Origin of the sequence: Paenibacillus sp. FSL R7-0026, from assembly GCF_038004485.1 — a bacterium.
GTDB lineage: Bacteria > Bacillota > Bacilli > Paenibacillales > Paenibacillaceae > Paenibacillus > Paenibacillus xylanexedens_A.
The window spans coordinates 3,578,155-3,591,470 of sequence record NZ_JBBORG010000001.1; the positions used below are offsets into that span (position 1 = coordinate 3,578,155).

The 13,316-nt window shown below is 50.8% G+C and carries 10 protein-coding genes; all 10 read right to left on the minus strand.

The annotated features are described in order from the left end of the window. Positions 1-101: 101 nt before the first annotated feature. The 10 genes from MKY44_RS15745 to allB all read right to left on the minus strand — a co-directional run bounded on the left by MKY44_RS15745 (position 102) and on the right by allB (position 13,279). A complete protein-coding gene (locus tag MKY44_RS15745; protein WP_341007815.1) occupies positions 102-620 on the minus strand; it encodes a (2Fe-2S)-binding protein in 519 nt (172 codons plus the stop codon). Next, complete coding sequence (locus MKY44_RS15750) at positions 617-3,142, minus strand: molybdopterin cofactor-binding domain-containing protein (protein WP_341007816.1); 2,526 nt, start codon at positions 3,140-3,142, stop codon at positions 617-619. Before MKY44_RS15750 ends, MKY44_RS15745 begins: the two co-directional genes overlap by 4 nt. A gap of 33 nt (positions 3,143-3,175) precedes the next feature. After that, on the minus strand, positions 3,176-4,090 hold the full coding sequence (locus MKY44_RS15755) for an FAD binding domain-containing protein (RefSeq protein WP_341007817.1): 915 nt from the start codon (positions 4,088-4,090) through the stop codon (positions 3,176-3,178). 302 nt (positions 4,091-4,392) lie between these two features. Then, positions 4,393-5,028 carry a nucleotidyltransferase family protein gene (locus MKY44_RS15760; protein WP_341007818.1) on the minus strand — a complete coding sequence of 212 codons (636 nt, stop codon included), beginning with the start codon at positions 5,026-5,028 and terminating at the stop codon, positions 4,393-4,395. After that, complete coding sequence (locus MKY44_RS15765) at positions 4,994-6,274, minus strand: XdhC family protein (protein WP_341007819.1); 1,281 nt, start codon at positions 6,272-6,274, stop codon at positions 4,994-4,996. Before MKY44_RS15765 ends, MKY44_RS15760 begins: the two co-directional genes overlap by 35 nt. A 42-nt stretch (positions 6,275-6,316) precedes the next feature. Continuing rightward, positions 6,317-7,639, minus strand: coding sequence for a 5'-deoxyadenosine deaminase (locus tag MKY44_RS15770; RefSeq protein ID WP_036613764.1), 1,323 nt, complete (start codon positions 7,637-7,639; stop codon positions 6,317-6,319). Positions 7,640-7,734: 95 nt separating this feature from the next. Further along, positions 7,735-9,330 carry a gamma-glutamyltransferase gene (gene ggt / locus MKY44_RS15775; protein ID WP_341007820.1) on the minus strand — a complete coding sequence of 532 codons (1,596 nt, stop codon included), beginning with the start codon at positions 9,328-9,330 and terminating at the stop codon, positions 7,735-7,737. Further along, positions 9,324-10,565, minus strand: coding sequence for a pyridoxal-phosphate-dependent aminotransferase family protein (locus MKY44_RS15780; RefSeq protein WP_249912519.1), 1,242 nt, complete (start codon positions 10,563-10,565; stop codon positions 9,324-9,326). The genes ggt and MKY44_RS15780 overlap by 7 nt, the downstream gene beginning before the upstream one ends. A 6-nt stretch (positions 10,566-10,571) precedes the next feature. Beyond that, a complete protein-coding gene (locus MKY44_RS15785) occupies positions 10,572-11,879 on the minus strand; it encodes a Zn-dependent hydrolase (protein WP_341007821.1) in 1,308 nt (435 codons plus the stop codon). Then, positions 11,876-13,279, minus strand: a complete 1,404-nt coding sequence (gene allB, locus MKY44_RS15790) for an allantoinase AllB (RefSeq protein WP_341007822.1) — start codon at positions 13,277-13,279, stop codon at positions 11,876-11,878. The genes MKY44_RS15785 and allB overlap by 4 nt, the downstream gene beginning before the upstream one ends. Positions 13,280-13,316: the final 37 nt, after the last annotated feature.

The following is a 13,316-nucleotide window of genomic DNA, read 5'->3' on the forward strand; positions in this document are numbered from 1 at the left end:
GAAAAACTGATAAACAACAAAAAAAAGCATTCCTATTCGGATGCTTTTTCACGTATGTTTCTTCAATTGCCCTTGCTTATATCTTCGGCCTAGGTCCCGGCTCAACTTACAGTTTCCTCGGTAGACGTTTCTTTTACCACACAGCGTTCCCCCGCCTTGAGTACCGCCCGAATAATGCCACCGTAGCCGGTACAACGACACAGATTCCCGCACAATCCCGTTTCAATCTGTTCTTGAGAAGGCTCAGGATGTGCATCCAGTAATGCCTTGGTTGAGATCACCATGCCCGGAGTACAGTAGCCGCACTGAAAGCCACCTTCCTCTACAAAAGCCTGTTGAATCGGATGCAGAGTGCCTTTCTCATCCCCTTGCAGACCTTCAATCGTCGTAATGTCACTGCCTTCACATTGATAAGCCATGACAAGACAGGAATTCACGGGTTCTCCATTCATCAGAACCATACATGCGCCGCAGCGACCAACTTCGCAAGATACTTTGGTACCCGTCAGTTGCAAATGAGTCCGAAGCACATCGACAAGTCGGGTCGTTTGCGCGATCTCCAGATATTTCTGTTCGCCATTCACAACAGCTGTCCAGTGATTCTCAAGTGGTTTACTCATGATGGACCCACTCCTTCCTGCAAAGGTACATTTAAAGGTCTGACCAGTTGTTCCCTCGGTACAGGAAGACGGTTAACCCATACGCCTGTCGCCTGATGAATTGCGGCTGTAATGGCCGGCGCAAGTGCTACGGAGCCAATCTCACCGATCCCCCTAGGGCCAAAAGCATCACCTTCGGGTAAGTCTTCAATAGCCTCAACCTCCAGATTGGTATGAATATCCTGAATGGTTGGGATCAGATACGTGTCGAGGTTCGTGGTTACATAACGGCTGTCCTGCATGACCGCATCCTCGGTCAACGTGAATCCAAGTGCCATGACACTTCCGCCTTCAATCTGTCCGATAAAGCCCATAGGGTTGATAACTGGACCTGCCGCAACAACATGGCGCGTATCAAGAAGCTTGGTTTCTCCGGTCAAAGTATTTACTTCCACCTCTGCCGCAACCGCCGCATACGTATACAAATAATGCCCGCCTACCACATTGTCCGGCGTAGTTGGATAATCAAACTTTGTATCAAAAATCCATTCATCGGCTTCGCCCTGCGTCACGAGTTCAGCATACGAGATCACTAAGCCTGAAGGGACTTCCACTTTCGACAGGTATTGAGATGCGCCTAAACAACTTTCAGCAATTTGAGTATTTTCAGTCCCTCCAGCAACGATCTCAGCCAGTTCAAATTTTTCAGCCTTCTCTAGTTTTCCTGCTTCTTCAGACGTTTGATTTACGTCTTCCAGAGCCAATACTACTTCCTTCTCGCTCTTTCCCGTTCCTCGCACATCTGTTTCCACTTCTGAACTTTCGGCAGGAAGCTGGCCTTTGCGCCATATACCCCCAGGCCCTGTCACCAGTTCATCTGCCGGAACGCCGGACATTTCAGACGCGACAGTGAGAACACGGGAACGAAATGGAGTCTGCAAGCGTTGAAGAGCCATCCAGGCCATCGTTGTTGAACGTGAAGCTGTGCTTGATCCGCTGTGTGGCACACGATCCGTATCTCCGATAATAATACTGAGATCCGATGTACTGCATTGAAACAGATCACATAGCATAATTTCCAGCGTTGCAACGAGCCCCTGGCCAAATTCCTCGTAGCTGAACGCCACCTCAATCTTGCCTTCGTTATTCAGAGACAGACGGCCTCCCGCAGGGTCCGGAATGCCGTAACCCAGCCCTGCACCATGCATGGCGATGGCTGCTCCGACTCCGCGTTTGATCCACGGCGGCAGAGTAGGATCTGCCGGGGGACTCTGATGTTTTTGCCACAGTTCGGAGCGATCCAATGCCTCCCATACTTGGGACAGTCCATCCGTAACCAGAATGCGTTGATTTAGCGGTCCGGGATCATTCTTTTCCCTCATATTACGTCTGCGGAACTCCCAAGGGTCCATGTTCATGATTTCTGCAAGCCGATCCATCTGGCCTTCCATGGCAAAAATCGCCTGGTTCCCGCCAAATCCACGAAACTCACCTGACAGCCCGTTATTCGTATACACAGACACACCTTCCACATCCACATTTGGAATGGCGTAGGGTCCAAGGCAATGCTCGGTACAGAAGTTCAGCACCGGTGCGCCAAGTGTGGCGTAAGCTCCCGTATCTGCTGTAATGCGGACACGGTGCGCCTGTATGATGCCTTCTCGACTCATGCCAGTCTGCATTTCAATCTTCATTGGGTGACGTTTCAGCCCTGCACGTACGGATTCTTTACGTGAATTATGCATTTTCACAGGACGTCCGCATCTCAAGGCCAGTAATACACCATAGGGCTGTACGTTTAGTTCATCTTTTCCGCCAAATGAACCACCAATCGGTGAAGACACCACCCGGATATCTTCTTCAGGACAGCCAATAATGCGTGCCAGCTGCATCCGGTCTTTATAGCCATGTTGCGTTGCCGCGTATACATTCAGCCTTCCCTCTTCATCCGGGACAAACAGGCCACCTTCTGTCTCCATGTACGCATGCATCTGACGAGGCGTATAATACGTCTCTGTCACGATATGATCACACGTGGCAAAAGCTTGCTCGGCATCTCCACGTTTAATCTCCGTCCGATGTAACACATTACCTGGACCATGCTCATGCAGCTCTGGTGCGCCGGGAGCCAAGGCAGCGTCTGTACTATTCAGCGGAGTAAGTTCCTCATACTCTACGCGAATCGCATCCAGCGCAAGTGCCACACGTTCTGGAGAATCCGCAGCAACCGCTGCAATGGCGTCACCGACATAACGAACGATATCCTCGCAGAACACAGGCTGATCCGGAGTCGCTATGCCAAAACGATTCAGACCAGGCACATCTTTGGAGGTCAGAACGGCATAAACACCTTCCAACGCCTCAGCTTCCGAAGTATCTATAGACAGTATACGAGCATGAGGATATTCGCTTCGCAATACTCTGCCATGAATCATGTCAGGTAGCGTCATATCCGTCAGATATTGAAGCTGGCCTGTTACTTTGGGTGCCCCATCTGGCCGCAGGTGCCAGCGTTTCCCGCTCTGTTCTCGATTCAGCAGCATAATCCCTCTCCCCCTTTGTTTGATCCCATTCATCTATTCGTGAAGTGCTTCCCATAGCCCGGCACCAAGCATGTTGCCTGCGGTCTGCTTGCGATAATGTTCTGTTGCAAATGCATCGCCATACGTCGTAAACTCTTCAACCACAGCAGCTGCAAGAGTTGCCGCTTGCATGAAAGAAGCTTCGCTACCAAAAAGCCGTTGTTCCGACTCCAGAAGTCGCATCGCCATGCCTGAGCCTCCACCAGCCGCAATCGCAATCTTGGTCCAGCATTTATCCGAATTAATCTCTCCATACAACGCAACCGTCACCAGCGATGCACTGAACGTCTCCCGTCGACCCAACTTGCGGTAAAAGGAAACTTCTCGTGCAGCAGGCTTGTGCCCACTGTCCACATCAAGCAGAGAGGACGATCTCATCGGGATATGAATCGAGATTAATACATCCCCTGGATTACGGCTTCCATCCCGTCCACCCTGAAGCCAGGAAGACACACTGCGGATCTCAATTCCGCTATCCGTCAACCAGTGCAGCTCCGCATCATATACAAGCAAAGCAGGCAGCGTATCCCCTACTCCGGACACAATGTTCCCGCCAATGGTTGCCACATTTCGAATGGAAGGAGCAGCAATTGCGTTCACCGCTTCTTGCAGGATCGGCAGTTGATGCAGCAACGCTTGTGCAGCACATTCCTTTAATCGGGTCATTGCGCCAATGACCATCTCATCTCCACGAATAGATATACCGCTCATTCCATGAATACGAGCCAGACTAATCATGTGTTCAGGCACTGGAACCAAGCCGCCCTCCCACTGGGTTCGTAGCAATGTTCCACCTGCCGTGAAACAACATATCCCCTTGAGTCTACTTCTCAACGTTTGCAGTTCTTGCAGGTTCTCAGGCTGCCATACCGATGGCATGGCTCCAGAACCGTATGCCGGTGTTACCATCGCTGCATCCCCTTTCTCTCTCTTCCTTGGGCAGGAAATTCAACCGTCTGATCCAAATAATTCTTCAAATCATATGAGAGTTCAGCAGCAACGTCAATTACCTTTACATCGTTTTGGATAAATGTATAAAACCTGCGTTTTATTTGTGCCTGATGCATCACGATCTATTGAAAGCTAACACAGACTCTCTTCCATCACATGATAAAAGAAGACAAACAGGCCAACCAGACTGCCTGGCTGACCTGATCATGTTATTAAATTATACATAGTTAATAATCTTCTCCTGTTATTTAATCTGTCTGCTACGATTCATATACATGACTCAGAATACGTTCCAATTCAGGTTCTGTATCCGCATCCCAGAAACTCGTTTCAGACAGTGGTACATGTACACCTGAATAGTTAGCGCTGCGCATAATCTTACGTGCCCCCTCATCTCCATGCAAGGACAACAGAGGGCCGAACATATGGGAGCGAAAAGCAACAGGAGGTTTGCCTCCCTCACCGTCGGTAGCTGCGACATAGTCACACAGTTTGTGGGTAGCCAGTGCTGTGGTCACCCGATTAATATCCTGCGTTTTTAATAAAGGCTGATCACCCAGTAACATGAGAATGCCCTCCGGTTTGTACTCCATGGCCGACAATACGCCAGAATGAAGAGAATTGGCCATGCCGCAAGCATAGTCAGCACAGGTCACAATTCGAAGTCGCGTTGTGGCATGATAAGCATATGCGGCTGAATCAATCCATTTTACAGGCAGCCATGTCAACGAATCTTCCGGTTTGACCACACATACCACTTGATCCAACTCCGAATTCAGCGCAGCTTCCAATGACCATGCAGCCAGCGACCTTCCGTCAGGCATGACAACCGAGAGTTTATCTCGACCAAGGCGACGACTCTTACCTGCTGCCAGAACTATGCCCGTCATTCGCATGTGCAACGCTCCCCTTCTGCACATCGGAACTCAAAGAAGAGACCTTATGTTTACATGCGATCAATTCCGCTGCAATGCTGATGGCAATCTGTTCGGGACCGTCTGCTCCGATGCTCAAACCAACGGGAGAATGCACATATTTCAACGGTGGTAAGCCATCCAGCAGACGGGCTGTTCGTGTTTTGGAACCCATGATGCCAAGATACGCGTACTCACAGTCCACTAACATCTCTAACAGTTCACGTTCGCGGGGAAAATTGTGACTCATTAAAATCAAATAATCTCCGTTGTGCACGTTTAACAAAGGCATGATCTCACATGGGAAACCCATTACCAGTTCAGCTTCTGGGAACCTTTCCGAGGTGCATAAGGACTCTCGCCAATCGGCTACAACTACTCGGAATCCTGCGGATTGGGCAAGTCTGGCAACAGGAATAACATCATTCCCGGCTCCGATGATAATCAGGCGAGGTTTAGGCGTATACAGCGAAGTAAGTTGCTGCGGGAGGTCCCAGGGAATCGTTGAAACCGTGTTGTTTGTCGCTATTTCAGCATCAACATCAGAGATATGTTGTGAATCACCGGACAGATGGGATGAGTGAGATCCGTTTGACGTAGCAGTTACCACTTCAGGCACAATCGTAAGGCGAGGTATGTCAGGAGAATGTTGTTTTGATACCAAATGTTCATGCTTGATATTACCACTGCTGTGCTGTACCTCAATTTGCAATGAAGCTGGATTATAATTAGCCACGCGATCATGAGGAGGGACGAGCGAAGGACGCAAGATTGGCTGGCGCCGAGTACCCGTTGGTTCAATCCGTTTCCAGCCATATTGAACCTTCGTATAATCATCTTGGAACGTTCGGGTTAACGCTGTTGCAACGCCGGATTGAAAACACTCATGCATCTTCTGTAACGTATATTGGAGTTCACCACACACAGGTTCAAGCAACACAACAACGAGTCCGCCGCAGCCAATCGTCTCACCCCAGGACAGATCATCATCGGGACGCATGTCGTATTCCACGAATTCCATCTGGTTTGTATCCAGCACATGGCTCACCCGGGCCTGAAGATCACTCTCCAGGCATCCCGGACTGATACTACCAACCATTTTGCCATCCTCAGTCAACAGCATAGAGACTCCCTGCTTACGGTAAGCATGACCCTCTACCTTAATCGCTGTTGCGAGCACGCAGCGCGGTTCACGGGCTGCTATTGCACACAGATCATGCATTTCCATATGGGTCTCCATCCTTTCTGGAATTGCATAAGTTTCCTTCGATCAGATACGTTTCATCAATCTCGCAATACTTTTATCCGACTCACGCAGCACAATGCCACGATCAATCGTCTGAATCTTACGATTCTTGAGTACAATGCTGCCATCAATAATAACGGTATCCACACAGCTGCGTGTTGCGGAATAGACCACGCGGGAATAGACATCCGTCTCATAGGAAGGGTACGTGTGGAAATCATCCAGATCCAGCAACAGCATATCTGCCTTTTTGCCCACTTCGAGACTGCCAATTTCTTTTGACAAGCCAAGCACCTCTGCACCGCCCATGGTAGCCATACGTAATACGGTCCGGGCATCCATCACCGTTGGACCATGAGGAATCTTCTGCATCAGAGCTGTGAGGCGCATTTCCTGAAACATATCCAGATTATTGTTGCATGCGGCACCATCTGCCCCAATCCCCACCGCGATCTGACGATTCAGCAGATCAGGAATATCCGCTACCCCGGAGGAAAGTTTCATATTTGATCCAGGACAGTGAGTGACTTTGACACCACGTTTGCGGATGATCTCCTTCTCTTCCTCACTCAGCCATACACAGTGGGCCAGCACCAATCTTGGGGTAGCCAGACCGATATGATCAAGGTATACGATGTTGCGCATTCCGCGTTCGTGTTCTACCAGTTCGATCTCTCCGCGATTCTCGGAGGCATGGGTGTGGACTTTGACATGATATTTATTAGACAGATCTCGTACCTCTACCAGCAATTCTTCGGTACACGATACAACGAAGCGTGGACAGAAAGCATATTGAATGCGACCTCCGCCAAACCCGTTCCATTTCTCCAGCAGATCCACACTCTGTTGCAGCGAAGTTGCTGTATCCTCACGCAGGGGTTCCGGAACCTCGTCCCCATGATCCATCATTACCTTGCCGGAGATGACCCGGATGCCACTCTGTGCCATCGCCTGAAACGCCGAGTCCGTGTGATGTACCGTCTCCATATCCAGAATGGTTGTGGTTCCGCTGGAGATCAATTCGCCCAATCCGAGCATTGCCGAATAATACACGGACTCCTCATCATGTGCTGCTTCCAACGGCCAGATACGTTGACGAAGCCAGTCCATCAGTTCCAGATCGTCCGCACGTCCACGGAACAAGGTCTGACACAGATGAATATGCGTCTGGATGAAACCTGGCAACAGCACTTTACCGCGAGCATCAATGACTTGGTCAGCTTGCACGTCAATGTGCGCTGCAATCTCCTTGATTTTATTATCCTCGATCAACAGATCTCCAATGAACACTTCCTCTTCTGCATTCATCGTCACAAGCTGTGCGCCTTTCAGCAGGATCGTTCCCATGCCAATCTCCCCTATCTGTGTCTGTCTATATAGTACAACTCATACATATTTATACCTGCACTCCGATGACAGACTAACCTTCCGATCACTGTCTGTTACCACCCAATAGCCATACCATCCCCTCTGGGATCTGCTGCCCCGCTAATCATGCCGTCCTCACGAATAACAATGCCTTGCGACTGTCCCATAATACCGTCCCACGGTGCTCTCGCTTCAACGTTATGTCCCCACTGGGCAAGGGTTGCACATACGTCATCATGATATCGATTCTCCACACGCATCGTATCGCCTTCTTCGCCCCAGGTACGTCCGTACACCCAACGCGGCAGGCTGATTGCTTCCTGGATGTTCAGCCCGTAATCAAGCACTCCGGTAAGCACCGATAATTGTGTCTGCGGCTGGCCTTCTCCGCCCTGCGTACCCACGAGCATATAAGGTTTGCCATCTCGTGTAACGAGGCCCGGCATGAGGGTATGGAATGAGCGTTTGTTCGGTTCCAAAACGTTGGCATCCCTCGGATCTAAGGAGAAAAACGACCCCCGGTTCTGCATGATAACCCCCGTATCCCCTGGTACATACGCTGCACCGAAGTCAAAATACAGGCTTTGAATGAACGAAACGGCATTGCCTTCGCTATCAACAACGGCTGCATATGCCGTGTCCTGACCTATTGTTTTGGACAAAAACGGTTGTGCCACAGGTGGAGCAGACTGAATCTCATTCCACAATTGGTCTCCGTAATCCTTGGACAACAGAAGATCCAGCGGAATGTCCCTGAAATCCGGGTCCGTCAGATAACGATCACGATCCCGAAACGCCTTTTTCACCACTTCCGCCATCAGATGATAGAATTCCGGTGAGGTACGTGCTACTGAGGACAGATCCGTATGCTCCAGCATATTTAACATCATCAGCATCGAAAATCCTTGTGAGTTGGGCGGCATCTGATGAACTTCATAGCCACGATACTCCGTGCTAACGGGTTTCACCCACTCGCCCCGATGCCCAGCAAAGTCCGCTGGTGCAAGCATGCCCCCATCCTCACGAATAGCCGAAGTCAGACGATCCGCGAGTTCTCCTGTATAAAAAGTATCTCGACCATTCGTCTGAATCAGACGAATGGAGGCAGCAAGATCAGGCTGGATCAGCAGCTCGCCTTCCTGCAAAAGTGTACCCAAAGGCGCAAATACCGCTCGCAGCGGTGTATGCCCCATTATGAAATCTTCATCCCTTTCCATCCACAGGCGGAGATTTCGGGATACAGGGCATCCTTTTTCCGCATACTGCGCGGCAGGTTCAAGCAGTTTCTCCCACGGTAACTTGCCGTACCGGGACCAGACTTCCCACCACGCATCCACCATTCCTGGAACCGTAATGGCACTAAGCACTCCGCGCTGAGGGATGGCACTCATGCCCATCGCTTTGAACGTCTCCGCATGAATGCCTGCTGCTGAGCGACCACTTCCGTTATAGGCGGTAATCTCACCGCTGGCTCCGTCATGAATCAGGAAGAAGGCATCCCCTCCAAGTCCGGTCATATGCGGATATACCACACCCAGAGCTGCACTGACCGCAACAGCAGCATCATAAGCATTCCCGCCCTGCTGGAGGATGGAGCTTCCCACTGCACTCGCCAGATAATGAGGAGTAGTAACCATGACCTCTCTGGAGATTGGCATTTGGTTTAACATAAGGCGCCCTCCTTCCCTGCATACACATCCATCGCTGCCTGCACCGCTTCACCGGCTGGTAACACATGACGATGACGGAGAAGAACAGCTTCCAAAGCTCCGAGCACATGAAGTACGTTTTTTCGTTGGCAGCTGAATCCCATCGTACCGATCCGCCAGATTTGTCCTTTCAACGGTCCAAATGAACTGGCAATCTCAATGCTGAAATCGTTCAGCAACATGCTGCGCACCGACTCGCCATCGATCCCCTCAGGAATCGTGATACAAGTGACCACCGGAAGTTTACTGGACATATCCCCATACAACTGCAGTCCCATTCCCTGAATTCCCGCGACCAACGCACGTTCATTCACCAGATGTCTTTGGAACCTGGCCTCCAATCCTTCTTGCAGTAGAATGCGTAATCCTTCGTGAAGACCGTAGAGCATAGAGGTGGCCTCCGTATGGTGGTTCAACCGTGCTGAACTCCAGTAATCCTGCAATTGGCTCAGGTCAAAATAATTGCTGGCAATGGTGCGGCCTTCTGCCCGCGCACTGGTTGCGTCACGGAGTCCACGTTCAACTGTTTTGCGGCTCATCAACTTCTGTTCCACACGACTGTTATACGTGAGAGGTGCCATCCCTGAAGGAACGGATAGGCATTTCTGCGTACCACCCATTACCGCATCCAGATGCCAGGCATCCGTCTCTACCGGAGTCCCACCAATGGTTGCTACAGCATCTACAACGAGTAAAATATCAAGGTCGCGACAGGCTTTGCCAATCTCCGCAAGGGGCTGCATCTGTCCGGTGGAAGTTTCACCGTGAACCATCGCAACCAGACTCGGTTTATGGGTATGGATCGCCTTGATCACCTCTTCGGGATCAAATACCGTACCCCATTCCGTTTCAAAAAAGACAACCTCGGCACCACAGCGTTCCGAGATTTCAACCAGCAGATGTCCGAATCGTCCATAGATTGGGACGAGAACTTTGTCGCCGGGCTGTATCAGACTAACCAACACAGCTTCAATGCCTGAACGGGATGTACCATCGACTGGATAACACCACTCGTTATCTGTCATATATAACTCTCGCAGCATTGCCATCGTCTCGTTCATTAAGGATGTGAACTCCGGGTCAAACTGACCCAGGATCGGAAAGGATAATGCTCTGAGAACACGAGGATCAACTTCAACCGGTCCCGGGGTCATAATGGTCCGCAAGGACGGAGATAACTCTTTATAGGTGGACATCTTCATTCAACTCCCGTAACCGTATTTATAGAGTAGCCGGACCAGAACCCGAAAACCGTGCATCAGGTCTGCTTCAGCTGTATATTCAAGTGGATTATGACTGATACCGTCCTGACTTGGCACAAATATCATGGCTGTCGGACAAGCCGGCTGAAAAATCTGCGAATCATGTCCCGCGCCGCTTGGCATTAGCCAATAGGACAACTGCTCCTGCTCACAGGTATCCTGAATGTCTGAGATCATCTCTGCATTCATAGGAATGGGCGTTACCGACAGATGTTCTTCCCAGTCCAGTCCGAGCTGCTGCTCGGCTGCGATTCGACTAAAAGCCTGAAGCATATCCTGCCAGCAGCGATCAATACTCTCCTGCCGGATATGGCGGATATCCAGTGAAAACACCGCCCGGGCAGCAACCACGTTCCCAACACCCGGATCGGCTGTGATTCGCCCAACCGTGGCTACCAGCGGTTCTCCTGCTTCCAATGCGATATTCCTTACTGCAGCAATCATCTCGGCTGCTCCGGCAAGTGCGTCTTTGCGCCAGGACATCGGCGTCGTTCCTGCGTGATTTGCTTCCCCGCTTACGGTAATACTGAACCGCTTCTGACCTACAATGTCGGATACGACTCCAATCGAGTGTTCGAGACGTTCCAGAACCTGACCTTGCTCAATATGAAGCTCAATAAAGGCACCGTAATTTTTCGCGGCAGGTCTATATGCACTATCAGGTCCAAAACCCGTATCCCGGATCGCTTGTGCAAATGTAACCCCGTCTTGATCCTTCAAATGCTCTACATCTTCCAGAGACGTTATTCCTGTTATACTGCGTGAACCCCAATACGCAAAAGGGAAGCGACTTCCTTCTTCTTCGCATAACGATACCACTTGAAGTGTGCGCTTCGGTGCTCCGAAATGCTTCTGCAAATACTCCAAAGCAAGGACACCCGCCACCACACCGTAAGCACCATCATATTTGCCGCCATACACGACAGAATCAATATGTGAACCAGTCACAATTGGTAATACCTCTGCACCAGTTGTTGATTCCTCACCCTCGGCTTTGAGTGTTCCATACAGATTACCGGACTGGTCAAATTCGGGAGACAGCCCTTTCTCCTGCATTTTGGCTGCAAGGGCACCTTGTGCTTCACACCAAGCCGAGTCATACAACAGACGTGTGACGCCACCTTGTGTATCCGCACCATAGGTCGACAGCCAGTCAAGCATGGCTTTCAGCTCCACCTGTTCCACATTCGGCAAAGGAAGTGGGGCATTATTTGTACCGGATGACCGATATACTCCAGACTCATTCATGACGTCTCCTCCGTTCCCGCTTCGATGGGACTAGCAGAGTAAGCCGCAATGTGTTGCCCGATAGGCACGGGAGATAACCCGGATTCCGAGTTGTAAACGCGCTGACCACGGCAAAATACGTCTGCAATCTGACACTTAAATGTACGTCCCACATAAGGACTCTGTTTATGCGTATAGAGCAGATTCTCCGTGTTCAGGGTTGTGCTTTTCTCCCAGTCAATCAGGACCAGATCTGCATCCTTGCCGATCGCAATCTCTCCTTTGTTCTCCAGACCAAGCCTTCTGGCAGGCTGAAGGGAGAGCACTCTTCCGAGCAACGGGAGGTCGATATTACGCCGAAGATGTCCATCCTCCAGCATGATTAGCAATGTGCTTTGCGCACCGGATATACCGCCCCAGATTTCGAAGAAGTTATCGGATTGTTTCATGGATGGCGGACACGGAGAATGGTCTGAGGCAATAACGTCAATCAATCCCGACGTCAGTGCATCCCATAACAGCTCCTGTTCGGAAGAGCTGCGAAGCGGTGGAGCGCATTTCGCTACAGCACCCAATCGGACCACATCCTGATCGATCAGCGTCAGATAATGAGGGCATGTCTCCGAAGTGACATCCTGCCCACGCCGCTTGGCTTCTGCAATCAGATCCAGTGCTTCCCGGGTGCTAATATGCACAAAATGCAGCGCACAACCGGTCTGTTTGCCATATTGCAACGCCCTGGCAACCGCGACGACTTCAGCTTCCACAGGACGGGACCGGATATAGTCCATTGGTCCAGTCTTTCCCTCCGCAATGCTTTTCGCGCCGAGTTCAGCAACCATGCCTTCGTCCTCTGCATGAAGTGCCAGCACCCGGTTTAATTTGGCAATTTCATGCATCCCGTCCAGTAGCGTATGGTCATCGGCTCTGGCAAAGATATCTTCCCCTTCTCCACCCGGCTCGGACATAAATGCCTTGAATCCGGCTGCACCCAGCTGTGACAGTGGAGCAAGTTCCTCACGGTTGCCGGGAACCAAGCCTCCCCAGAACGCATAATCAACATACGATTGGTCTGCCGCTGCTTTCATTTTCATTTCCCATGCTTCCGGTCTCGTGGTTGGCGGTACGCCGTTAAGTGGCATATCGACATAGGTGGTGATTCCCCCTGCGGCAAGGGCTGCCGAACCTGATCGGAACCCCTCCCAACTGGCGAGTCCAGGTTCATTGAAGTGTACATGAATATCCACGACACCCGGCATCACTGTAAGCCCCTCAGCTTCTATGATCCAAGTCGCTTCGCCAGCGGTCAGCCGCGTGGATAGTTCCGTTATTTTCTCACCAGTAATGCCAATATCCAGTTGTTCTACCCGATCTCTCAGCACCACCCGGGCCCCCCGGATGATGGTATCAAATGTTGTCATGTGGATGACCCTCCCCTGAATCAGAACCGGATGTGTG